This window comes from Leptospira sanjuanensis (genome assembly GCF_022267325.1).
Taxonomy (GTDB): domain Bacteria; phylum Spirochaetota; class Leptospiria; order Leptospirales; family Leptospiraceae; genus Leptospira; species Leptospira sanjuanensis.
Genome location: NZ_JAIZBG010000001.1, coordinates 2,142,501 through 2,166,813, shown reverse-complemented (window position 1 = coordinate 2,166,813; position 24,313 = coordinate 2,142,501). Strand labels below are relative to the sequence as shown.

The following is a 24,313-nucleotide window of genomic DNA, read 5'->3' as shown; positions in this document are numbered from 1 at the left end:
AAATTCGCAACAGAATTCCGATCGAATCGTTACGAAGAGATCAGCTTTTGCAATTCCAAAACTTTTTCGTTGTTCGGTTCCAGTTCGGCCGCTCTTTCGATCAAATACTTGGCTCGAGGGCGATTGCCCTGAAGCCGATAGATGTCCGCGAGATGAATTAAATTTTTGACATGATTCGGAAAACGAAGCCGGAATCGCTCGCTGGATTCCTCCGCTTTTTTCAAAAGCTCTGCATTCTTACTTTTGGAATATTCCCGTTTTGCCAAAACGGAAGAATATAAAAGAAGTTCATGATCCACCGGATCCAGATATAAGGCGCGATTCGCGTTTTCGAGGGCGCGGCCGATATCTCCCGATTTTTCCAAAAGTCTCGCGAGGAGTTTGAGTTCTTCGGGAGAATCGGAAATATCCTTCTCGGAATTTTCATACTCTTTCAACGCACCTGAAAAGTCTTTGGAAAGAGCCGCTTTTTTTGCACGGGAGAATCGATCGTTTGTTTCCGATCGGAAGCCCTTTCCGTTATATTCGATGGACAAAAGACTGTAGTCGTCCGAAAAACTGCCCACGGATAAAAGTAGATTTTCGATCTCCGACAATTCTCCCTTTGCCTCTTCCACTCTGCGTAAGAATTCCGTTTCGTCTTCGTTGATCTTTCTTTTCCCGTCCGCGGATTCGTCCAGGATCAGATCGTCTTTTCCGTCCGAACCGCAGAAAATCCGATCGCCCGGTTTCATTTGAAAGAGCCGCACATAAACTTGAGCGTTGATTCCGCCCACGCCGAGTTTGTAAAAGTGGGTTTCCGGATCGATAAACGAAGCTTTTCCGTCTCGGAAAAGAATCAGCCAAGGATGTTCTATATTCAAATAGTATAATGTTCCCGTTTCTTCTTCCACAAGTCCTAAAACCGCGGAAACGAGCATACTTCCGTCGAAGGTTTCGAATACTTTTTGAAGATCCGTAAAACAATCCTTGAGCCAGCGTTCCGGAGAACGATCCGCCGAATCGGGATCCATTTTGGAACGGATGATGACCGAGTTATAAACGGCCCCCAAGACGAGCGCCCCGCCGGCCCCTTGGATGGATTTTCCCATCGCGTCTCCGTTGATAAACGCTTTGAACTTTTTTCCTTGAAGAGTTAGATCGTAGGCGCTGAGATAATCGCCGCCGAGTTCGTATTCCTTTTCGCGAAACATGAATTTCTTATATTGGTTGAGAGCGAAATCGATTTTGACGGGACCGTTCTCGGTCTTCTTTGCGATCAAAGGATCGAGAAGAAGAGAAGTAAGAAAATAATCTCCGTCCTGTTTTTCCTTTAAGTTTTGGATTTGCTCCATATTCTCCGAGATTTCACGATTCTTTTCCAAGATCTTAAAATGACTGATGAAGTTGGAAAAACGGTATCGTTCCACGATAAATCCGCTGAATGCCGCGAGGACGTAACTGATCGCAAGATTCTGCATCGAATACGACGCCTGGTCCGTGGAAAGATTCGGATGGTAGAGGAGAACGCCGCAGAGAAAGGCAGCGATGGAAAGCCCGTAAACGGAAAATAAAAATTTCCGGGGAAAGGGCATGAATACTATGGACATGACCACGATCTGTAAACCGGAAACGTAATTCGGATCATCCGCGATTCTTCCCGTAAAAAAGGCCGTCGCATTCAAAATATAAAGAAAAAGAATGTAGGCCCATTCCAATCCTTTCCCGCGAATTTTGGTTCCTAAAACACGATCGATGATCAGAGCGACAAGGAAAAAAAGACTTAAGAGAGTAAGACCGATTCGGAAATAAAATAGTTCCGGAAATTCGGGGTGAAGCTTTCGATCGGTGTCTAACGCGAATCCGAGCCAAACGAAGATTCCGATAATGGAACCCGGGTAATGGAGAAATCGAGCCTGTCTATGGAGATCGTCCATATATTCTCTCTCATGCCGGATCCTATCTTCATTGATGTCAAATAGAAGGCGCAGGTATCTTTTGAAAGAATTAGACAAACTCATCGTAGCTCAAATCTTTTCAGAATTACTTTTTTTTCAATCAGAGTTTTCGATTTTAGAATCCAAGAAGTCGAATTATAAAATTATTGATTTTGCACAACCGATATAAGAGGATTGATCCTGTCATATTTTTATGAAAAAGAATCCCCATGCCTATATCTAAAAAATTGCCGAGTGCGACCCCAAGAATGAACCGAAGTTCAGAATCGACCGTCTACGACCTGTTAGTGATTGGAGGTGGAATTACGGGGGCTCAGGTCCTCTGGGATTCTACGTTACGAGGCATGAAATCGATACTTTTGGAAAAAAACGATTATGCTTCCGGGACAAGTCAGGCGACATCGAAGATGATTCACGGCGGCTTGCGGTATCTCAAGAATTTCGAACTCGGGCTCGTGCGCGAATCTCTTCGGGAAAGGGCAACCCTTGCCCGAATCACTCCGCAAGCGGTTCAGTCCATGGGGTTTTTGGTACCAATCTATTCGAATATCGAACGATTTGTTTTAAAGGCCGGTATGGAGATGTACAATGCGCTTTCCTACGACCGGAATACGAATCTATCTCAGGATCGTTTGATTCCCAAATACAGCTTTCTCTCAAGAGAACAAACGATCTTAGAATCTCCAACTGTGGATCGTGAAAATCTGAAAGGTTCTTATCTTTACTACGATTATCTAAATTTGAATCCGGAGCGACATACCTGCGAATTTATCTTTTCCGCGAGGGAACGAGGGGCGGAGGCGAAGAATTATACCGAAGCAATTCAGATCGTTCACTCCGGCGATTCCATGTATACAGTGATTGCGAAAGATAAAATTTCCGGTAAGGAAACTTCTTTTCAAGCGAAAACGGTCGTAAACGCGGCCGGACCTTGGGCCGATTTTGTCGAATCTCTTGCCGGAGCGGAAATCGAAAAACATCTCGTGCGTTCCAAAGGAATTCACGTCGTTACTAGAAAAATCTGCGGAGACAAAGTTTTTGTAACCAAGAAGAAGGACGGAACCCATTTGTTCGTCATTCCTTGGAGAAACAAAACCATCATCGGAACGACCGATACGGAATATCCCGATAATCCGGATCGATTTCGAGTCACTAAAAAAGACATCGAAGAATTGTTAAACGAAGTCAACTATACGTACGGTTATACCGATCTCACCTTGAAAGACGTGGATTTTTATTACGGCGGACTAAGACCTTTGGTGGAAGATCCCGGCGAAACCAAATCCACTTATAACGCGTCCCGTAAAACGGAAATTTTCGATCACAAAGAATCCGGCTTTCCGGGTTTTTTCACGGCGATGGGAGGGAAATATACGACGAGTCGCGCTGTTGGAGAAGCCGTCGTGAATAAGGTTGCGGAATATCTTCCCGGTAAGTTTCGTGCCTGCGAAACGGCGACGGTTCCTCCTGCGACCGGAAATTATTCTGATCTTTCCACGCTCATCAACGAACTCGGAATCAAATTCCCGAAATTAAACGGTGAATTGATCGAGAACATCGCGTTTCGATACGGTTCGCAAGCGGTGCAGGTACTGGAAAGAAGTTCGGCCAAAGAAGAATTCTATACTTTGCAAAACGGGGAAAAGTTCTTTGAAAGCGAATTGCGGTTTATCGCAAAACGGGAAGACATTCGTTTTGCGACCGATTTCTTTTTCAGAAGATCCGGAGTAGGAGTTCCCGGTTTACCGGAAGAAAAAGAAACCGCAAAAATCGTCCGTTCTCTCGGAAAACACTTGGGCTGGAACGCGAGCCGTGTTTCGAAAGAGATCAAATCGGTCGAAGAACGTTATAAAATTTATTGAAGTTTTAAAACGTAAACGAGTTGGAAAGAAGAATGGACATAAAGTCCTTGATGATCTCGGAAGTGTCCGCAAGGCTGATCGCTTCTCCGTCCACGATTCTTTGAACGACCGTACCCAAAATCACGCTGATTAAAATCCGGTTGAGAGTCGGATTCGTAACACCTAAGTGTTTCGTGATAATATTGACGTATTCCTTCATTGCGTCCGCGATCAGAGTTTTTTCTTCTTCGTGATTTTTCAAACGCGAAACGTCGCAGATGATGTAGAGCAGGTTCTGAAAGTAAGCCTCTCTGGCTTGAATCATTTGGAAAAGGGATTCCACTCTGGATTCGAGCGTTTGTCCGGGATTTCCTTTGGAATAAAGTTGTAATTCCTCGATGTCCTTGCTGAGAACGAACTTTACCAACTCCTTAAAGATATCTTCTTTGGTTGCAAAATAGTGATATAAGGTGCCCGTGGAAACGTCGAGTTCGGTTGCAATTTCTCTCATCGAAACCGCGGAGTAACCTCTTCGCGCGAGAATATCCACGCACTTGGATAGGATCTCCACTTTGTATTTTTCATGATTCACTATCTTGGGCATCGGGACTTCCTCAGATTTTTATATTTATTTATTGTCAAACTCGTATTCCGTGATGTTGAAATCGCCCGGCCCGGTCAAGAAGATTGGATCGGGGAGATTCCAACAAAGAAGGATCGCAAAACGATCAATAGGCGATTCTTAGTTTTTGATAAACGAATCCTAACAGCCAAATCGGACCGATCATCAAAAACTGAAGGTCTTTGAAGAAGGAAGGCTTTTTGCCTTCGATCTTATGACCGATAAACTGTCCGATCCAAGCGAGAACAAAGATCGTAATCGAAAGTTCTAAAATACCGTAGGCGTACGTCCCGAACATGATCGGAAGGACGGTCCGTTGCAAAATCACGATCAAATAAATCATGAAAGAACTGAGAAAGAACATTCCCAGGGCTAAGGTCACGGAAAGTCTTACATAAAAAGCGAGTGCAAACACAAGAGCCAAAGTCGCAAAGTTCAAGTAAGGAACGGACTGAAAAAAAGAAGGCACTGGAATGGACCAAAGAAGACCGATGACAGTAAAGTAAATCAGCGGAACACAAACCCAGTGGATGTTTTTGTTGATCGGGTTTCGGTGGCTTTCCGCGTATTCGTTAAACCAAGTTTCAACGGATTTCATAAAAAACTCCTCTCTGTTAAAAATTTTAAACGTTCGAAATAGAATCGCAAGTGTTTTTTTCGAACTTAGTGAATAAAATCCATTTTCCGAAGGTGAAACGTTTGTTATCGTACCAAATTCCCTTGGGATTTCGGTAGTCTGTACAAAAAGTCGGATCTTATAAGTTCGGACCATTTTTTCAAAGGAGCCTATTTTTTACATTTAGTCGAAAGACGCGCTAAAAGCTTCTCAAAAATTAATCCGAAGTCGTTTCGGGGAGAGGATTTTCCGGATTTTCTGTCGATGGTACCGCGGAGTCCATTGGTGTTTTCGTTTCAACGGAAGCGGTTGGAACGATCGTAGATTGCTGTCGAGGCGATTCCACTTCGAGGGGGCGGGTGATTCGTTCGATCGGAAGTCGTTTTACGTGATTGGCCATTTCTTTCAAAATCGCTTCCGTAATTTGTTTCATGATTTCGCCGGTGACTTGGTTTTCCAAAACCTCGGTGATCATCGAACTGATATCTTCTCCGAGACGTTTGGAAATTTCTCCCATAAACGGGATTCTGGACAATTCTCCCAATAAGAACTTGGATTGAAGGGATTCGTTTACCTTGGCGTTGAATTCTTTCTGATGAAGTTCGAAGGCGCGTTTGGCGAGCTGACTATAATCCAAGCGGATCATCACTTCTTCCACTCTTTCCAAAGAATGCAGAAATACGGCGTCGGCGATCGTATCCACGATCACATCCCGAAACCGAAAGGTGATTTCTCTTGTGACGATATCGCTTAGGTTTTGTCCGGATTGACCTAACTTGTAAAATGCGATGAGAATCTTCATTCCCCGCAAAAGCAAAAAGGGACGGAGAAAATAAAACGGAATCACACCCACGATTTCGTACCAGTTCATCGAGAAATACGTGCTCGGATCTTTCGATTTTCGAAACTTAGTGATCAGTTCCATTACCCACACGACTAATACGAAGAAGTCGAAACCGATCATATACGCGTACAATTCTTTCGGAAGAATTTCTTTATACGAGTTGTAGATCAAAAGTAGAAGAACGTCCAAAGCCGCCAGCGAAAGAAGAAACAAATCTCTTCCGGACCCGGGCAACGCCTTGAGCCAAAGATAAAAATGCCAGACGTTAAATTTGTTGACCCGGACCGGATAACGTTCGGAATCAGCCATTTTACTCATACTCTCCCCGGAAAGGTTGGTTTACAGTATTTACGAGAATGGGATTCTGGTCACTACAATTCCATGTCTTCTCAAGTGGCAATTGACGGTTTCAATCTGATCTATAAATTTCCGGATTTGGAAGAATGTATGTATCAGAATCGGCTTTCCAAAGCGAGACAAGGACTGTTGGAATTGTTAGAATCGTATTCCAAAAAAAAGAAAAAACAAACCTTTCACGTTTTCTTCGATGGAAAGAAAGAAGTCGGTAGCGAAGTCTATCAGGAAAATTTCGGAAAACTGAACGTATATTTCAGTCGAGAACGAAAAGCGGACGACGTGATTAAAGAATTCGTTCGAACGAACGTGCGTCCATCGGAGATTCAAGTGGTCAGTTCGGATAAGGAGATTTTTTTTCACGCGAAAAAATGGGGCGCTCATCCGATCACTTCCGAAGAATTCGCATCTCTTGTACTCGCCGAAATCTCTCCTCCAAAAATCGAAGCGGACTCCGAAGAATTCAAAGATAAAAAACTGAACTCCGAAGAAGTGGAATACTGGAAAAATTTATTTAGGAAAGGCAGATAACAGTGCTGTTCAACTCCGTTACGTTTGCGATTTTCTTTGCCGTTGTTTATGTAATCTATTGGTCGATTCCGAAAAAGATCCGTCCCGATTTTCTGATTCTTTCCAGCGCGTTCTTTTACGTCTGGTTTTCCTGGGTGTTTTTCCTTCACTTTGTCGCGGTGATTCTTCTGAATTACTTTTTTTATCTGAGAATCAAAACGTCGAAGGACGGTTCCAAACACTGGATGATTGCGTCGGTTCTTTTTAACTGCGTCAATTTGGGATTTTTCAAATACTTTTATTTCTTTTCCCGCGTTCTTGCGGACGTCACCGGTTATCCGTTTTTCACCGAGATCCAAGGCATCGTTCATATCATTCTTCCTTTGGCGATCAGCTTTTACAGCTTTCAGATGATCGCCGCGGCGGTGGACGCGAGAAGAAATCCTACCGGAGAAACGATTTCTCTCAAAGGGTATTTTCTGTTCGTATTATTTTTTCCCGTTTTGATTGCGGGGCCGATCATGAGAACGGGGGATTTTTTCCCGAATCTGAACAACCTCGAACCCGACCGCGATAAAATCTATAACGGCTGTTATCTGATGATCGGCGGTTTGATCAAAAAAGTCCTGATCGCCGATCCCGCGGCCGGATTGATTTCTCCGATTTTTTCAAGTCCCCAAACATACGATTCGTACTCGTTGATCTTGGCGGGGATCGGATATTCGATCCAGGTGTTCTGCGACTTTTCCGGGCTTACGGATATGGCGCGCGGAGTGGGGGCGCTTCTCGGATTTTATCTGCCGGAAAACTTCAAAGCTCCGTTCTTTTCTCTCAGCGGAAGAGAACTTTGGCAGAGATGGCACATAACGTTGTCTTTTTGGCTCCGCGATTATATCTATTTTTCCTTGGGCGGAAGCAAGGTCGCACAATGGAGAACGCACTTGAATCTGATTTTGACCATGACCATCGGAGGTTTTTGGCACGGAGCGGATTATACGTTCATCGCTTGGGGATTTTATTGGGGATGTCTTCTCGCCGGAGAACGATATTTGGAAACTTCTCTCGGCTGGAAGTTGACTCCGGAAAAGAACGTTTTCCTGAAAGTGATCAAGGCTTGTATCGTGTTTAACCTATTTTCTTTTAGTGCGGTATTGTTCCGCGCGGATAACGCAAAGACGATGGTGCAACACGTAACGGGAATTTTTCTAAATTCTCCCGATACGATCGAAACACAGATCGCTTCTTCTTCTCTTGCTTGGTTGAACGACGCCGGAACTTTGATAGACGGAAATTCTTTTTTTCTCCTCAAACAAATGGAGAATGTGGAGAAATTCTTTTATCTCTTTCTCGCGCTCGTTCTGTTCAACTGGGTTCAATACGTTCCCGATTTTTGGAAGCGTTTTCGGAAATACGATCCTTGGCTTTTGACGGGATTGGGCGTTCTTACCGTGTTTTTACTCGCGTTGTTTTCGGAAGATTCGGGCGCGTTCATCTATTATAAATTTTAGGAAAATAGAATGTTTCGAAATCGATTTCTACTCGTTCCTTTTATCATTTTTCTGCTCGCATTCGGAATCGATAAACTCATCAGTTCCACCGCGTTCGAGCCTTATTATTCGCTGACCCTTTCGGATTTGAACTTTAGACATAAGGAATTCCTGTTCGACGAACTCAAAGACTATCTCCAAAAAAAGGATCGCAAGAAGGTTTTGGTTTATTTCGGAAATTCAAGAGCCCTTCTATTCAGAAACGATTATATAGAAAAGAAATATCCCGATTGGGTTTTATTCAATTTTTCCGTGCCGGGCGGATCTCCGGATTATTATCTATATTGGCTGGAGAGATTTAAAACAGACGCGGTTAAACCCGATTTTATCCTGATGGATGAATCGATCGAAATTTTCAATTCTTCCTCCGTTCTTACTTTGGACGAGGTTCTTTTTTACGGACTCAGCGCGTCCTTTGTTTTCCGCCACGCAGATCGATATTCTTCTTCGGATCTGACCGGATATATCGCAAAGAAATTATTTCATACGCACAAGAACCGTCCCCGCATGAATGTGATCCGGGCGAGGGTAAAAGACGGGGGAATGCTTGCCGCCGGTTACAGCAAACTTCGTTCCGAAATCTGGGAAAATCTCAAAAAACAAAGAGGAAGCGCCACGTCAGACGCAAGTCCGCGGATCGTGTTGCCTACGGAACTTTTGAAAAAAAGATCCAATACGGATTTTAAATCCTATCTCACTCCGTTTACGTTCAATCCCAAGATGTTGGCGAATCAAGAGGATGCTATAAAAATCGTTAAAGAAAGCGGGGTTCCGTTTGCCACGATTTGGGTACGCGTAGCCCGTCCTTATTTCGAACTGTATAAAACGCGCAAGGTTCTAACGAACGAGAAGGACGAACGAACCCCGTATGACATCATGATTCCGATATTAAAAAAATTGCATACGTCTACCGAAACCGAATTTTGGAATATGAACGAAGATCCCGAATATCATTGCGACGATTTCAGCGACCCGGGCCACATGTCTCCGAGCTGTTTTAACGACTATGCGGATTTTATTTTCAAACGATTGCCGAAATGAATGGTTGGGAATGGAGAAGAGAAGCCGATGATTGAACTTTTTGAATCTGCGATTTCGGGAAATTCGCATAAGGTGCGAATGTTGTTGTCTTTCCTGAATTTGAAATATGAAAGCGTTTCCATAGATTTAAAAGGAAAAGAACAAAAGTCCGAGGGCTTCTTAAAAAAGAATCCGTTCGGACAAGTTCCCGTTTTGAAGGACAAAGAAGTCATCGTCCGTGATAGCCATGCGATCTTGGTCTATCTCGCTCTGGAATACGGAAAAAAAGAGGATTGGTTTCCCGGCTCGAGTTTTGAAGCAGCCAAGGTAATCCAATGGATTTCGACCTCAGCGAACGAAGTGGGGCGCGGTCCGGCTGCGTTACGCGCTCATCATAAATTCGGACGAAAGATCGATGAGGACGGGGCGCTTTCGGTAACGAACGACCTGTTGCGGATTCTGGAAAACCAATTGGAACAAGATCCGTGGTTGATCGGTGATAAAATCACGATCGCGGACATCGCGCTGTATCCTTATATCGCGCTGGCTCACGAAGGAAAGATTGATTTAAAACCGTATGAAAAAATCCGCGCTTGGCTGAAACGCATCGAAAGCCTACCTGGTTATGTTTCGATGGAAGGGATCGAGTTGCAAGGCGTTTGAAGAAAGTCGAGATTTTTTAAAAAGTTTCCAATGATACCGATCGATATCCTTCTTCCCGTTGATCGCGAGCGGATTTAACCAAGGCCATAAAATTTCGAAAATGTTTCAGTCGACGGAAGAACCTTAAACCTTACTTTAGAATCTGTTCCACCAGTTCGGGCAAAACCTTTCCCGTTTTTCCTTGCAGAAATAAATCCACCGAAGAGGAAAAGGAGGAACGTTCCGGATTGATCTCCACCAATAGGGAGCCGGAACGTTTTGCGATTTGAGCTAAATAGACCGGCATACTCACCGAACCGGATGTTCCTAAAATCAACAATAGATTCGTGTTTTGCATCCTCGCGATCGAAAGATTGAGTTTGTCCTCGTCGTAACTTTCCCCGAACCAAACCACACCGGGTCGAAGCGGACCTCCGCATGAGTTGCATCTTGGAGGAAGAGAATCCGATTCGGAAATTTTTTCCTTGGATTCTTGTCCGCAGGAAACACAACGATTGAGAAAGATGTTCCCGTGAATTTCGACGAGCTTCCGGGAACCGGCTGTTTCATGGAGTCCGTCCACGTTCTGCGTAATGAGGAAAAAATCGGGATGTGATCTTTCTAAATCGGCAAGAGCCGTATGGCCCGGGTTCGGTGCCTTGCTTTCGATGATGTTTCTTCTCCAGAGATACCATTCCCAAACCAACTTGGGATCTTTTTCGAAGGCTTGCGGAGTCGCGAGATCTTCGGCGCGAAAATTATTCCAAAGGCCGTCCGCGCCGCGAAACGTGGGTATTTCGCTTTCTGCGGAAATTCCCGCTCCGCTGATCGCGGTGATTTTTTGAAACGAATGTTTGTGTTCGGATAAGAATTCTTTCATGAAGCGAGTTGAAGCGAGGATTTCACTTTCAACATGGATTCTTCCCCGCAAAGAATTTTAACGAGTTCGAGGGAGAATTCAAACGCCGAACCGGGGCCGACGCTCGTCACGATTTTTCCGGAAATTTCCAGTCGGGAACCCGTATAACCCGGGGCGTCGGATACGATTCCGGGAAACGCCGTGAACTTATCTTGGGAAGTGAGAATATTCTGATGTACTAATACACTAGGCGCCGCACAGATCGCTCCGATCCATTTCCCTTTTTGTTTTGCTTCTTTTAGGAGTTCCGCGATTTTGGGATCGGCTCCGAGCGCTTTGGTTCCGGGACCACCTCCTGGAAGAACGATCATATCGAAATGTTTCAAGTCGACTCGGTCCAGGGTCGTGTCCGCTAAAATCCGAACTCCTCGGGACGCTTTGACTTCTCCTTCCTTTAAAGAAGCGCTCGTGACTTCCACCCCGCCCCGGCGCAGTACGTCCACGATGATAACCGCCTCCATTTCTTCCATTCCTTCCGCAAAAGGAACCAAAACCTTGGGCATGGACTTTCTCCTTTGAAAACGAAATCAATCCCTGGAACCTTTCCAGGTGACGTTCAAGTTTAAGAAATAATTTGTGATCATCGCCGCTAAAATGGCAAGCGAATCCGATAAAAATTTAACAGGAAGTCCGGAAGAATTCAATTCCAAAAGAAAAATTCGGTGATACAAAAGCTGAAATACGCTGATCTGAATCAGAAGTCCCAAAAGACTTACGAGATGAAACAGAATCAGACCTTGAACGAGCCGGATTCCTACGTATCTTTTTTCGTAGAACGTAAGATAGTTGTTCAGGACAAAATTGGAAAGAATGGAGATTTCGATTCCGAATAGAACCGAACTGTAAACCGGATTTAAAAATCGAAACGGGGTGGAAATCTCCGGAAAACGAAAGGTTTCACCGATTACAAGTCCGAATAAATTTACGAGAACTCCGAAGGAACCAACCAAGGAATACAGAAGAAACGTAGGAGAGATTTTTTTTCCGAAACGAAGATCGAGTAGTGCGATCAGATAATTCCGAATCACCGAGCCGTCCAATTTCGTTTTGCCGAATTCTCTGCTGCGGAACGTAAACGGCACTTCGAAGATTTTAGGAGTTTGCCCGGCTCCATTCAAAAATTCTAATAGGATTTTGAACCCTCTCGGATTGATTCGATCCGCCGTTTTCTGAAAATACGAACGGGAAATCGCAAAAAATCCGCTCATTGGATCGGAGATCGGAATCGGTAAAAGAAACTTTGCTAGCTTGGTCGCGAACACGCTGAAGCTCTTCCGTAAGAAAGACCAATCGGATGTGGAACCTCCGTTCATATAACGGGTTCCTATGCTTACCTCAAAACCGTTCTTTAAGATCGGTTGAACCAAAGCGGGAAGAATTCTTTCGTCGTGTTGTAAGTCCGCATCCATCACGGCAAACACGTTTCCTTTCGCGATCGCCATTCCCGAAAGAACCGCGGAGGAAAGTCCTCGACCTTCCATCCTTCGGAGAACCGTTAACGTAGGGAATTTGCCTTGGAGCGCTTCCGCGACTTCCCATGTTTTATCGGGGCTGTTGTCGTCTACGAGAATGATTTCAAAGGATGCGTTTTTCAGCGCTTCCGCGATTTTCGGAAGTAAGATCGGAACGTTTTCTCTTTCGTTGTAAGTAGGGAGAATGACGGAAATTTCCGGGTTTGTCATCGGTTTCTTAGAATTTTAGAAGTCGGATCATTTGTAAAATCAATAATTAAGTGTACACTTACTTATTTTAAAATTCGATTTCGATTCGAGGTTTCCCGCCTAAATCGAACCGAACCGGCGATTTTGAAAAATTACAAATCTCTGACATTTTGAGAAAGGTTTTAAAAAAGAAGAACGTAAAAAAACGCTGTGAATCGAAAAACTTTTCTCATAAATTCGATCCGTCCTTTCATGGAATCCGTATGGCGTTCAAAAGAAGAATCCATCCCCGAATCTGGCGTCGAATCTTAGGCGCCTTTGCGTTCTTAGGAGTTACTCATTTTCTGACTTCTTTTCTTTTGTATCAGGAACTGGATTCTCACTTGAAACTTCCGTTTTTCGGAAATCGAATTCATTCTTCCTATTCGTCGACGAAACACCGTTGGCTCAAATTCGCGTTTCATCTTCATTCGGATCGGGACGGTTTTTCTCCGTTTCGAAGTCCTCCTCGGGAAATTCAGGAAAAGTATCTCGATAAGCGATACGACCTCGTCGGAATCACCGATTATCTGAAGATCAGCGGAATCGATTCCAAAGAACCGAGATTTTTTCCCGGTTATGAATGGGGGAGGGACTTCAATCGAAAGCATATTCTGGCGTTGGGAACCAAGGTTGCCGTTCCTGACTTCTTTCCTTTGTACGCTTCTGCGGAAAACATTCAATGGACGATCGATCAGATGCACAAGTCGGGAGCCTTTGTTTCGATCAGCCATCCCGGTTTGGAAGGTTCGATCTCTTATTCTTTGATTGAACGATTGAGAGGAGTCGATGCGGTGGAAGTTTTTTCACCCTACGGAGATACGTTTCAAGAATGGATCCGACTTTTGGATCAAGGAACTCCGATTTTGGCTACGAGCGGAGACGATCTGCATTACTTTCCGGGAGAATTCATCCGCGCGATGAAACTTCCTCTGTATCAGAGAATCTTTCACGAACTTACTTTTTCCGAACAAAACGCGGGGGACGCCTTTGTGCGTTATGTTCTTTTGAATACGAATTCGTATGATCCGAAAGAAATCACTGCGAATCTAAAAAAAGGGAATTACGTTTCTGTAATAAAGCTTGTTGATTATATGGATGATCCTAAAATTTCCGAACTTCGGTTGGATCGAAATACGATCGTCGCCGAGTTTCCTAAAACGTTCATCAAGGCCGAGTTTATCGGAAAAGGCGGAACGATTTTAAAGGAAGAACGGCAAAAACAAAAAGCGGAATTTACGATTCGTCCGGAAGACGGATACGTGATTTTGCGAGTCGTTTTTCCTTCCGGTTCCATTGTCTCGAATCCGTTTTATCGAATTCCCGAACCGGAAGAAAATCAAACGGAGAATTCTCTCGATCCTAAGGATTGATTCGGCAGCAGAGAAGGGCGCTTGCTCCTCCGTTTCTTTGCGCGATTCCTCCCGCATATTCTTGATCTCCGCATTGACCTTTGTAAGAACCGTACGCCCAATCTCCCCCTTTGATCGAAGAGCAATTGTCGCCTCGATCAAACCAGATCGTTCTGCAGGAATTGCTTAAATTGATTCTGCTTTGCGAACAAAGGATTCCGCTCGTCCCCCAAGAACGTTTGGAAAAACCGGAAACGTAAAAATTCTGCGGACATTCGTATTTCGTAAAACCGCCCGCCCAATCTCCCGTTCCATGATAGCGCGTAGGGGTTTCATAGACGGCTTGGACGTTGTAGTTACGATTGGAGTTCCAGAGATTGCTCGTGACGATGTCCGTACAAAGCGCTTTTTGATTGGTGCTGAGTCCGTTCAAACGATATCCGTCCGGGCAGGTTCCCTTGTTTGCGCCGTTGTCCCAGTCGTTTGTGATCGTGGAGCTGTTGTCGTTCCCGGAACCGATCCAAAGATTCGAAAAATGATTTTCCTGCGTGAAGCCTGTTCGACCGTTTGTGGATAGAAGTCGGTTTAAGTGTTGAAATCGCCAATCTTCTTTGAGAGTTCTCGACCAGTCGCTGGATAAAAGTCCCCATTCGTCGTTTCCGTTTAAGGGCCAATACGCGAAATCCATATCACGTTCGATTAAAACATCCGTCAAACGGCGCAGCCATTCTTGATCTTGTACGCCGCTTGAGGAAGGAGAGGCGCCGAATTCGCTCAACCAAACCGGAGCGGAATAATACATTTCCGGAGTAACGACGTAACCCCATTCGTTTTGAACCGTGGACTTAAACGTATTCTCGTCCATTTCGCGGTATTTGATGTTTCCACCCGAAGTCGAGTCGTCTCCATTGTGGTTCGGTCCGATGTACGCGTAATTGTGAGCCGCATAGACGAGTTTGTTGGAAACGGGAAGATGAACCGGAAGATCCTTGATCGGTTTTAGATGAGGACGTTCCCCCGAGCCCAAAATCGGAATGAGTCCCCACCAATTGATTCCTTCCACGATTACAAGAATATTAGAATTTTCTTGTGCGATCAGAACGCCCATTTCTTGCGATGCTTTATGCCAGTCGTTTGCATCATTCATTCCCCAGTTCGGACTATCGGGAATATGTGTGTCGCCTTTGCGCATCGTACGAACCTCGTTCCTAAGATCCGCTCCGACGACCATCGGATTGTTTTTATAGCGACGAATCATCGTTAGCCAATCCGCCTGCCACATTTCCGTCGTTTGGTTGTAGGCGAACGAAGAGCCGGCATGGTACCAAAGACCGTTGTAATCGTAACCGCAGCACCATTCGGAAAATGTGGTGTGGTTGTTGAGAATGACGACGATTTCCGCTTGGGTCAAGGCGTGGATTGTTGCATCATAAACTTCTAATGGAGTCTTTCCGAAAAATTGCGGATTGGCCGCGACCGATTCGTTAGATACGGGCGTGATTTGATGAAGCATTAGATTGGAAAAGGGAAGTCGAACCGAATTGAATCCCCATTCTTGAATCAAGGAAATGATATGGGTAATGGGCTGTTTGTCCAGACCGGCGACGACATACTGTGTATCACTCGCGCCGTACCAATTGACGGATTTGAGCTTGAAACGATTTCGATTGGAATCGACGATATATCGCCCGTCGGTACTCAACGGAACGCTCGGATTGAGCGTAGTAGTAGATAAAAAGGAAGAAGTTGCGTTGTAGTTTGGAAATTGCGCCGAGCTTTCTGCGATCGATCCGATCGGACGGAAAAACAAAGAAAGAATCGTTTCCGTACCATTTTCTGAGGACGTTTCGTTGCATCCGATTAAAAATTGAAGCGTAAAAAGGCAAACGAGAAGTCCGATTGAAATTTGATTTCGATTCGATTTGTTTTTGTTCGGCGATGCGCCTAAAATTAATTTCCGCATTGTATTCTTTCCATTTTTTTAAATTGATCTTAGCGATTGCCGTTACTTTTCTACAAGATTTCCCTTATATTGTTCTTATAAAAGATCACATTCTATCGACGAATGAGTGAAAGGGGCGCTTTTCGATTGACAAAGATACGAATTCTTTTCATCCAGAAGCATGATTCGAAATGCTCTTCAAGAACTTCTGAAACTTACTTGGATAAAAGCCGGAAATAAAAACGCCATATTGAATGCGAAGGCACATTTCGGTTTAGAAGACTTTCCTGTTTCTTTGAGAGAGTTATATTCTTTTGCCGATGGTCAAAAAGAAGAATGTGTTCCGATTTTTGAAGCGTATACATTTCTGAGCAGCGCGGATGCGATCGAATCGAAAAAAAGCATGGATGCACTGGCATTGGAAGAAGGCTGGTACGAAGATCATTGGTGGGAAAAAAATTGGTTTCCCTTTGCATCTGATTCTGCCGGGCAATATTTGGTCGTTGACCTTCTAACGGGCAGCGTTCTGGAATTTTATCACGATGATCCGGAACGTCCGGTTCGGGCCGAGTCTCCAGAAGCTTATATCCGCTCCTTGATCGCCGGTTTGAAATCCGGTGAATTGACGTATGATGCAGACATTGGAATTTGTTCTACGCAGGATTTAGAGGAATTTACACGGAAACAGGAAAGTCGGAAGAATTCAAGGAAGGCTTCTTCTATATTTTTACAACTTTTTCGCAGGTTTCTGCCAAAGACGCCAACGAAATCCGATTTTATAGAATGGATCGTTGCTGTTGCGATCGGAATTCTTGGTATCTGGATCAGTAGAATGTATTGTAGATAAAAAGCAAATCGAAGTGAAACGATGCGAAATAGAAAGGTTTGAGTTTTTTGATTTTTTATAGAACATCTTTTACTCGACTTGCATCACGAAAAAACGACTCTAAAGAGGCGAGGGGAATCATATAAAAATCTACTCCAAATATAGAAGAATATTCAAAAGGTGTAAACTATTTTCTGTTGTTCCAGAGCTTTTCACTTGCCCGTCTTAATTCTTCGATTCTCTGTCTTTCGATAAAAGGATTTTTTGTTTCCGAGTTAATTTCTCTTCTCCAAACAGGGATAGTATGAATAATTCCTTTCTTTCTCCGAATTCTAACTTTTTCGATTGGATTTCGGATTGGTGCGGCTGACCGAACAATCTGTGCTTGAAGTTGATTGATCTTTTCTTTGAGTTCGAAAATATTTAAGGACGAATAGAAAGAGATCAATTCCTTCTTTGTAATTTTCAAAACCTCTTTTCTTTCTAAAACTCTGCTGTAAGGTGATTTTGGTTCGTCGTATTTTCGGATTCCTTTGGATCCGATCCGGTGTTTTTCTACCAGAACCATAACGGGTAAGAAGAAATTGTTGTAAAGATTCAGATAAGAATAGAGGGCTTTTAAGGAATCTGCGTGTTCCGGTCTATCGAATCTGAGATAACCGGTATTTCTTCGAACGACTGAATAGTTCTTTTGTTCGATATGCGGGTTGTCGTTCTTCTTGTAAGGGCGGCCCCGAGTGAAAGTAAGTTGGTATTTTGCCGCAAAGCGAAGAATTGTATCATTGATAAATTCAGAACCGTTGTCTGAATGGATTCCGAGCAAAGGGAATGGAAATGCCTTTCTAAGCCTGGAAAAAGCCTTTAGCATTTGAAATTCAGTCTTGTTCTTTACTAAGATACAAATTGTCCAGCCGGTGCAAACGTCTGTTGCATAAAGAGTCGAGAAAAAACCTCCATACACATTTCCGCCGTTATGAGCAATAAGATCCACTTGAGTAAAACCGGGAGACGTATTTTTCCATTCTCCAAAAGTTTTGATTGGGATTTTATCAATGAGAAACCGAGGTTGTCTCGTAGTGGAAGTGCCATGTCCTCGAAACTTGAATCGAATTTGTCTGAGTAATCGATCGATGGTTGCAGAACTGATGGATAGAAGTCTTGTTTTAAGATGTTTATTAAGAGGATAATTTTGTAAGTGTTCGATTTGTTTTAAAACTTCCGGAATTGCGGCTTTCATTCTCTTTGAACAAATACGATCCAGGACTTCCCAGATAAACTCCAAAGCTTTTCGAACTTCATCGTCATAAACAGGATTCTTTTTTCTTAGTTGTTTTGAAGGGAATTTTTTCCCTGCGGCTCCTCGTAGAACCGTCCTTGCATAGGATCGGTTGTATCCTGTTACTTTTACAAATTCATCGAGGATCAGACTTTTTTCTTTTTTAAAAGCCCAACGGTATCTCTCCTTGAAGATCTTCGTGACCATTTGTCTCTCCCGTAGATTGAGTCCCATACATGCGTACTCCTATAAGGAAGAAGATACACCTGGACTAATCGCCTTAAGATTTGGAGTAGATTTTTACGTGATTTTCAAAAACAGTTTGGAGTAGATTCTTATGTGATGCAACAGGTTACTTCCGATAATACATATTATGTCGCATTATAAAAGAGCTGGTTTCGAGAGTACCCATACACATCGGTAACACTCTAAACCGGAGACATGGGTTACACTCGATTCGTTGTAGTTGTGCTTTGATATTCAAAAGATTCGTGAGGTCTTTCTCGAATGATTTTGTATGAGATCCTACATTTCCAAAGAATATAAAAAGACTCGAAGACTCACTCATGAACTTCTGCAAAACGCTCCCACACCGAACGAACAATTCCAACTGATAACTCGGTGACCAGAAAACTTTCGGCTCTCGAAAACTTTATTCCTTCTTCGTAAGAAACAATTTTTATTTATAATTTTTAAAATACGCTCATAGGCGCTTCTACAAAATGAAATTGCAAATCTTCCTTTCCGTCGAATTTTGCGCGTATGAAAAAACAAAGTTTGACACGAATTCTTGCGGCACTTGGCTGCATTTTTCTTTTGGCGACGATCGGCTGCAACTCGCAAGATCCGGTCAGTTATAACAACAAAATCATGGATGTCCTGAACGGTTCCACTGATGATATGGATGCGCTCAACGATGCGATGGTAAAAGAAGATTACTCTGAGGCGGAAACTGTACGGAAATCTTGGGAAGCGAAACTTGTAAAGGCTTCCGAAACCCTCAAAGGCATCGGAGATTTCAAAGGAAATTCCGATTTCAAGAATACGGCTGTCAAAGCGATCGATTCGTATAAGAACAGCGTGAGCAACGATTATAAACAGCTGATCGAACTTCGCACGAGTTTAAAAACGGGAACGAAAGTCGACGAAGGAAAAATCGACACTCTTTTGAACAAGATCAATCAGGACTTTGAAAAAGCGGCTAACGAGCTGAATGCGGCTTCGGATAAGTTTGAAAAGGATTTTAACAAATAATCTTTTGATAAAAATCGATACGACCGCTTTCGATGTGGGCCGTATCGGAAAAGGAGCGCGCCGGAGGGTAAAATTCCGGCGTCGCGCGCGTTCAGGAAGGAATCTTAATAATACTGTCCTAAAGTGATGGTAACGATGGTTTTGTTGTTATCCTTTTTGTTGATGCACTCGCATTTTACCTGCGCGGATTGGCTGTAATAGCCTTGGTGCGCCGAAAAACCGGGGGCCGCCTTACAGCTCTTATAGAGTCCCTCGTTCACCAAACGGTTGCAAGCTTCTTGAATCGCTGCCGCAGCGTCGCTTGCTTGGGAAAAAACTCTTCCGGGAGCCAGAATTCCCGCTAAAATCAATGTAACAAATAACGCCCTTTCAACCCATCTTTGAATCACGGAAAATCCCTCTCTTATGAACTGAAAATAAATAATTCTCTCGTCTAAAATTTCAAGAGATTATTTTCAAAATTGCTGTTTTATCAACAAATTTCTGAAATAATTTTACACAGAAAAAAATAGGAATTCAGGACTATGACCCTTCTATCTTTGAGAATCATATCGTACGTATTGGTGTGTTTTTTATCCTTCTCCCTTACGGCACAAACCGCAAATCCCTCACCCGGTTCCGAAGAAAAATCGCTCGAAGAATACAAAGTGAAAAAGAACGATTCGCTTACGAAAATCGCCAAAGAAGTTCTAAACGATCCGGGCAAATGGAAAGAATTTCTGAAATACAATCAGATCCAAAATCCTTCTCTGATTAAGGAAGGAATGGTTCTCAAGGTTCCCGTTCACTTGAGAAAGGTCGTCGAAGTCGAAGGTCAACCGATGGCCGCGCTCGAACTATATCACGGAGTTGTGGAATATTCTAAAAAACCGAAGGAAGGAAATCCGGTTTGGAGCGCCGTATCAAAAAATCAAATTCTCAGAGACGGTGAAAGTCTGAAAACCGGAGTAAAGTCCGGCGCATTCTTAGCCTTTGTGGAAAACGAAACCAAAGTAAAAATTTTTGAAAAGTCGAGCTTCCGCGTTTCCAAAAAAGAAGCCCCCGAAATCTTTTTGGAAAACGGGCAACTACAAGCCGATGTGAAACCCGGAATTTTCAAAACGGCAAAGAAGACGGTTCAAAAACTGGTCATCAGTACTCCTGTTGCGGTCGTGGGTGTTCGGGGAACGAAATTCTACGTAAACAACGAGGGTGAAGAACGAAGTGACGTGGGATGTTTTGAAGGAACCGTTAATGTCGCCGCTTCCGGAAAAGACGTGGATGTGAAAGCGGGATTCGGAACCTACGTGGAAAAAGGAAAACCTCCCGTGGAACCGTTCCCGATTCCTGGCAAAATTCAAATCGATAAGGACTTCCAGAACCAATGAAGAAGTTCGAAAACCTCGCCAAAATCACGGCGGTCCTCGTTTTACTTTGGATCGGAACCGTCGGAGCGCAAGATAGAAAGGAACTCGAACTTCGATGGAAAGCGGATTCGGCCGCGCAATCTTATCGAATTGAATTTTCGGATACTTCCGATTTTCGAGTGATCCAAAGAACTCTTACGACCAACGAAAGGCAGATTCGATTCTTCCCTGAAGGCAATGAACGATATATCCGTGTCTTGGGAATCGGAAGAAAAGAATCCAGAGGAGAACCTTCGGATGCGATCTCGATCGATTCGCTTCGACCGTTCGTAAAGCTGGAACGAAAGACGCCGCCTCAAAACAACAAAGCGATCATTCTTTCTCCGACTCAAAACGAAAAAATCGTTTTGGATAATCCGAGTGCGGGCCGAAACGGAGTGAAGGTTTTCTTTCGGGTGAACGAAGGAGAATGGAAAGAGTATCAGGGAACGATCTTCGGACTTCAGGAAGGAAAGAACGACGTTGAATTCTATTCCGAAACGGCTTCGGGAGTCAAGGAACTGACCAAGTTGATGGAAGTCGTACAGGATACGAAGAAGCCCGAAGTCAAAGTCGAGATCGGAAAAGGATGGAAGCTGGAATCGGTTTACGTCACAAGAAGGGATCAACTTCTTCAGGTGGAAATCGTAGACGCCGTTTCGGGAGTTGCGGATGCGGAATTCTACTTTTTTCAGAACGGTAAAAAATTTCCGGTCAATCCGATTTCTCAGGAAAAAAATTTCTACCGGTTTCAAATTCCGAATTCGATCGAGGACGGAAGTTTCGGGATCGACGTGAAGGCTCGGGATCTCGCGGGAAATAGTACCGAAGAAAATTTTTACGGAATCTTGGATTCCAATCCGCCGATCTGTCGTGTGAGTCCGCCGATCGGTGCCGGAGAATTATTCCCGATCGGAACCGAAATTCAAATTCAGTGCGAGGACTTGATCTCCGGCATGAGATCGATTCAATTCAGCGTAAACGGAAGCGAGTATCGCAATTACGCGGAAGGACTCGCACTGGAAGCCGGAAAACATAACTTCGACTTTCGGGTGAGCGATAAGGTAGGAAATGTCGCCAACGTAAAAGCGCAATATACGATTCTAAGCCCGACCTTAGAATCCAAAGTAAAAATCAAACCGCAAACGAAGTAGGGTCCCCTACTTCGGAAAAATCGGATTCAAACAGAGATCAATGCGCGGACTGAACGCTCAAAACGCGAAGGTCCGAGGCCTGCGTTTTGATCTTCACGATTTCTTCCTGCAGTTTGGCGGAATCCTCGTTGATCTCGTTGATCTCCGTACCGAGATTTCCCATCGTCTGTACCATTTCCCTTTGACCGAGCATCTGCTCTTTTGTGGCTCGAAGGATTTCTTCCGAGGTGGATTTGATTCGACTCACTTCCGATACGAATTTTTGAATGATGGATTTTTGCTCGAGATAAAACAGATTCATTTTGTCGATCCGGTCGGCGGTCTCCAAAATTTTTAGTTTTTGATTTTCGGTCATATCCCCGGTTTCCGTGGAAGCGATCCTCGCCTCTTCGATGAACTTGCGGGACTGATTGACGATATCCGAAATCGATTTTGCGTTTCCGGAAGTGAATTCTGCGAGTTTGCTGACCTCGTTTGCGACGACGGCAAAACCTCGACCCGCAACCCCTGCCCTTGCGGCTTCGATGGAAGCGTTCAAAGCGAGTAAGTTCGTTTTATCCGCGATCTCGCTCATGATCCGATTGATCTCGTCGACCCGGTTGAAGGAATTCGTAATGTCCACCAAATAGGATTTCGTTTTTTCGGCGGCAATCGTGACGTTCTCCATATCCTCTTTGTTCTCTTTTGCAAAGGTCGCGAGAGCCTCGCTCAAGGACGCGCTGTTCTTTAGAATTTCGTCTAACTTTGCGGCGTTGCCCGCGAGTTCGCCCAAACTGAGATTCTGGGTTTCAATCGAATGAGCGGTGCTGGAGGAAGAAGCGGAAAGTTCTTCGATGACCGCGTTCACTTCTTCGATGGCGGCGGCTTGCGATTCCATCTTCTCGCCGGTGCGGTTGATAAAATCTGCGAACTTACGAATCGAATTTTCCAGACTTTCCGCGGATTTTTCCAAGGTCCGACGATCCTGCGTAAGTTTGTTCAAAAGAACTTGAGAATCTTCGTAAAGTTTCGAGCCTTCGTCCGTCAATTTGCCGAACAGCTTCATCAATTGCGAAAGAATGATACTCGCCGTGAAAACGAACGTGACCTTAACGATCTGAACCGAAAAGATCATGTGACCGGGAACTTTTCCGAGTTCGGGGTTTTCCGTCAAAACCATCCCGCCCTTCCAAGCGACGAAAATCGAAGCGATGATTCCTAACGCGGAAAGAACTCCGATCAAAAGCACGAATCTTCTTTCACCCAAAAAGGAGGAGTAGATCATCACGTAGAAATAAATAAAAAAGATAAGCATGTTGGCGAGAATTCCCGAAGAAACCGTCGGTTCGATCGAACAATCCGCCATCAAGGTCAGGGAAAGAATGTTTACGTCCAAGAGAACTAACGTCTTCTGAAAACGAACGCCGATCTTGCCTGTGCGATGGAGTGCGAATTCCAAAAGACAATACGCCGCCATCAAAGCCGTGCCGACTACGTGCGCGATCACCTGCGTCGGGTGGTTGGTCTTCGAAACGCTCAGAAGCGTAAGTGAAAATAAGATAACCAACCCGAGACGAATTCGGTTGATTACAACGGCTCCGTCCTTCCAGATCTGGTGGATCGAAGATTTTTGGGAATGAGCCGCAGACTGCATGGGATTCTCCTTTGGAACGGCCTATCTTGAAAGGTTCGGACAAAAAAGAAAAGCAAAAACTTCGAATTTATAAAAAGCGGACATAGGCTTGGGGCGCCCGCCGGAGAAAATTAAATTCAAAGGATATAATACTTCGAAAAAAGCTCCGGCGCCGCGTCTCGTCCGGGGTGCGCTTACGCTTCCGTTCCGAAATGTATTTAAGAGCGAGCGGATTCGATCGTCGCAGTCGATGGCTCCTAACGTGCAGTTCGGAACCGCTTCGCGCCCTTCCGGCCGCTGGCGCACCGAACGACAAAATTCTTTTTTAAAAACGAAACCGAATCAACGAAACTGAATGCGTTGCACTTGACAGAAAGGTTTCTGCCGTTTCTATTCTAAAAACGAAAAGGAAACTAAAAATCGATGAAACTCATATTGAGAATTTTGGCCGGACTTGCGGTGTTGGTGATCGGATTTTTTCTGCTTGGAGTTTTTGCCGATCCGAAGTTCGAAGGCGAAATCAACGAAACGATCAACGCTCCAGTCGATCGAGTGTATCAACATCTTTTGAATTTGGAGGCGATTCCGAAATACAGACCGGAAGTCACCGAAGTCGTATTCGAGGGAAAAAACGCGAAAGGATATCCGATCTGGAAGGAAGGAACGGATATGGGCGGTTATATTCATTTCGAAATGTTGGAACGAGCGGAAAATTCTCGGGTTCAGATTCAGATGAAAGAAAGCAGCTTCGGAATGAAAGGGATTTGGGATTATAAACTCAGTGCAGAGGGAAACAAAACGAAGATAACGATTTCCGAAACATCGGAGGTTTCCAGTATTCCGATCCGATCGATCTTTTCTCTCGTAGGAAAGGATGCGAACCTAAAAAAAGAAATCGAAATTCTGAAGACGGTATTTCCTTAAACTTTTCCAAAAAAAAAGAATTTCTTAGAAGCGCTC

At 44.2% G+C, this 24,313-nt stretch carries 22 protein-coding genes; 11 read left to right on the top strand and 11 right to left on the bottom strand.

From position 1 onward, the window contains the following. Positions 1 to 29: 29 nt before the first annotated feature. The gene (locus tag LFX25_RS09790) at positions 30 to 2,000 is read right to left on the bottom strand and encodes a SpoIIE family protein phosphatase (RefSeq protein WP_406600490.1); all 1,971 of its coding nucleotides are present in this window, start codon (positions 1,998 to 2,000) and stop codon (positions 30 to 32) included. Between the two features lie 146 nt (positions 2,001 to 2,146). On the opposite strand from LFX25_RS09790, the gene LFX25_RS09785 reads away from it, so the two are divergent. Further along, positions 2,147 to 3,799, top strand: a complete 1,653-nt coding sequence (locus tag LFX25_RS09785) for a glycerol-3-phosphate dehydrogenase/oxidase (RefSeq protein ID WP_238730074.1) — start codon at positions 2,147 to 2,149, stop codon at positions 3,797 to 3,799. Positions 3,800 to 3,803: 4 nt separating this feature from the next. On the opposite strand, the gene LFX25_RS09780 is transcribed toward LFX25_RS09785, so the two are convergent. From LFX25_RS09780 to LFX25_RS09770, 3 genes are all read right to left on the bottom strand, one after another. Continuing rightward, a complete protein-coding gene (locus LFX25_RS09780) occupies positions 3,804 to 4,382 on the bottom strand; it encodes a TetR/AcrR family transcriptional regulator (RefSeq protein ID WP_238730073.1) in 579 nt (192 codons plus the stop codon). 124 nt (positions 4,383 to 4,506) lie between these two features. Next, entirely contained in the window at positions 4,507 to 4,998 is a 492-nt protein-coding gene (locus LFX25_RS09775) for an Mpo1 family 2-hydroxy fatty acid dioxygenase (RefSeq protein WP_238730072.1), read from the bottom strand. Positions 4,999 to 5,233: 235 nt separating this feature from the next. After that, entirely contained in the window at positions 5,234 to 6,169 is a 936-nt protein-coding gene (locus LFX25_RS09770; RefSeq protein ID WP_238730071.1) for a hypothetical protein, read from the bottom strand. Positions 6,170 to 6,241: 72 nt separating this feature from the next. Between LFX25_RS09770 and LFX25_RS09765 the strand changes: the two genes are divergently transcribed. From LFX25_RS09765 to LFX25_RS09750, 4 genes are read left to right on the top strand one after another with little or no spacing between them, the layout of a single operon-like run. After that, a complete protein-coding gene (locus LFX25_RS09765; RefSeq protein ID WP_118955687.1) occupies positions 6,242 to 6,745 on the top strand; it encodes an NYN domain-containing protein in 504 nt (167 codons plus the stop codon). A gap of 2 nt (positions 6,746 to 6,747) precedes the next feature. After that, positions 6,748 to 8,232: an MBOAT family O-acyltransferase gene (locus tag LFX25_RS09760; protein ID WP_238730070.1), complete on the top strand. Its 1,485-nt coding sequence runs from the start codon at positions 6,748 to 6,750 to the stop codon at positions 8,230 to 8,232. A 9-nt stretch (positions 8,233 to 8,241) separates the two neighbouring features. After that, positions 8,242 to 9,312: a DUF1574 domain-containing protein gene (locus LFX25_RS09755; protein ID WP_238730069.1), complete on the top strand. Its 1,071-nt coding sequence runs from the start codon at positions 8,242 to 8,244 to the stop codon at positions 9,310 to 9,312. A 27-nt stretch (positions 9,313 to 9,339) separates the two neighbouring features. Next, positions 9,340 to 9,954 (top strand): glutathione S-transferase family protein, encoded by a 615-nt coding sequence (locus tag LFX25_RS09750; RefSeq protein WP_238730068.1) that lies wholly within the window; start codon positions 9,340 to 9,342, stop codon positions 9,952 to 9,954. Between the two features lie 130 nt (positions 9,955 to 10,084). Here the strand turns inward: LFX25_RS09750 and LFX25_RS09745 are convergent, their stop codons facing one another. From LFX25_RS09745 to LFX25_RS09735, 3 genes are read right to left on the bottom strand one after another with little or no spacing between them, the layout of a single operon-like run. Next, positions 10,085 to 10,813, bottom strand: a complete 729-nt coding sequence (locus LFX25_RS09745; RefSeq protein WP_238730067.1) for an SIR2 family NAD-dependent protein deacylase — start codon at positions 10,811 to 10,813, stop codon at positions 10,085 to 10,087. After that, entirely contained in the window at positions 10,810 to 11,355 is a 546-nt protein-coding gene (locus LFX25_RS09740) for a DJ-1 family glyoxalase III (protein ID WP_238730066.1), read from the bottom strand. The genes LFX25_RS09745 and LFX25_RS09740 overlap by 4 nt, the downstream gene beginning before the upstream one ends. A 24-nt stretch (positions 11,356 to 11,379) precedes the next feature. Continuing rightward, a complete protein-coding gene (locus LFX25_RS09735; RefSeq protein WP_238730065.1) occupies positions 11,380 to 12,534 on the bottom strand; it encodes a glycosyltransferase family 2 protein in 1,155 nt (384 codons plus the stop codon). A 242-nt stretch (positions 12,535 to 12,776) separates the two neighbouring features. Here LFX25_RS09735 and LFX25_RS09730 point away from each other — a divergent pair, with 242 nt between their 5' ends. After that, complete coding sequence (locus LFX25_RS09730; protein WP_238730064.1) at positions 12,777 to 13,925, top strand: PHP domain-containing protein; 1,149 nt, start codon at positions 12,777 to 12,779, stop codon at positions 13,923 to 13,925. Here the strand turns inward: LFX25_RS09730 and LFX25_RS09725 are convergent. Beyond that, positions 13,915 to 15,867, bottom strand: a complete 1,953-nt coding sequence (locus LFX25_RS09725) for a glycoside hydrolase family 5 protein (protein WP_238730063.1) — start codon at positions 15,865 to 15,867, stop codon at positions 13,915 to 13,917. The two genes, LFX25_RS09730 and LFX25_RS09725, sit on opposite strands and share 11 nt — an antisense overlap. Positions 15,868 to 16,027: 160 nt before the next feature. Here LFX25_RS09725 and LFX25_RS09720 point away from each other — a divergent pair, with 160 nt between their 5' ends. Continuing rightward, entirely contained in the window at positions 16,028 to 16,693 is a 666-nt protein-coding gene (locus tag LFX25_RS09720; protein WP_238730062.1) for an SMI1/KNR4 family protein, read from the top strand. Between the two features lie 166 nt (positions 16,694 to 16,859). Here the strand turns inward: LFX25_RS09720 and LFX25_RS09715 are convergent, their stop codons facing one another. After that, positions 16,860 to 18,182, bottom strand: coding sequence for a DDE-type integrase/transposase/recombinase (locus tag LFX25_RS09715; RefSeq protein ID WP_238730061.1), 1,323 nt, complete (start codon positions 18,180 to 18,182; stop codon positions 16,860 to 16,862). A gap of 528 nt (positions 18,183 to 18,710) precedes the next feature. On the opposite strand from LFX25_RS09715, the gene LFX25_RS09710 reads away from it, so the two are divergent. Further along, entirely contained in the window at positions 18,711 to 19,202 is a 492-nt protein-coding gene (locus LFX25_RS09710) for an LIC11966 family lipoprotein (RefSeq protein WP_238730060.1), read from the top strand. A 104-nt stretch (positions 19,203 to 19,306) separates the two neighbouring features. Here LFX25_RS09710 and LFX25_RS09705 read toward each other — a convergent pair whose 3' ends face one another. Beyond that, complete coding sequence (locus LFX25_RS09705) at positions 19,307 to 19,591, bottom strand: hypothetical protein (protein WP_118955678.1); 285 nt, start codon at positions 19,589 to 19,591, stop codon at positions 19,307 to 19,309. 135 nt (positions 19,592 to 19,726) lie between these two features. Here LFX25_RS09705 and LFX25_RS09700 point away from each other — a divergent pair, with 135 nt between their 5' ends. Both LFX25_RS09700 and LFX25_RS09695 read left to right on the top strand, forming a co-directional pair. After that, complete coding sequence (locus LFX25_RS09700) at positions 19,727 to 20,569, top strand: FecR domain-containing protein (RefSeq protein ID WP_238730059.1); 843 nt, start codon at positions 19,727 to 19,729, stop codon at positions 20,567 to 20,569. Then, positions 20,566 to 21,741: a hypothetical protein gene (locus LFX25_RS09695; RefSeq protein WP_238730058.1), complete on the top strand. Its 1,176-nt coding sequence runs from the start codon at positions 20,566 to 20,568 to the stop codon at positions 21,739 to 21,741. The genes LFX25_RS09700 and LFX25_RS09695 overlap by 4 nt, the downstream gene beginning before the upstream one ends. 37 nt (positions 21,742 to 21,778) lie before the next feature. Here the strand turns inward: LFX25_RS09695 and LFX25_RS09690 are convergent, their stop codons facing one another. Then, positions 21,779 to 23,374: a methyl-accepting chemotaxis protein gene (locus tag LFX25_RS09690; RefSeq protein ID WP_238730057.1), complete on the bottom strand. Its 1,596-nt coding sequence runs from the start codon at positions 23,372 to 23,374 to the stop codon at positions 21,779 to 21,781. 402 nt (positions 23,375 to 23,776) lie between these two features. Between LFX25_RS09690 and LFX25_RS09685 the strand changes: the two genes are divergently transcribed. Beyond that, a complete protein-coding gene (locus tag LFX25_RS09685) occupies positions 23,777 to 24,277 on the top strand; it encodes an SRPBCC family protein (RefSeq protein WP_238730056.1) in 501 nt (166 codons plus the stop codon). Positions 24,278 to 24,313: the final 36 nt, after the last annotated feature.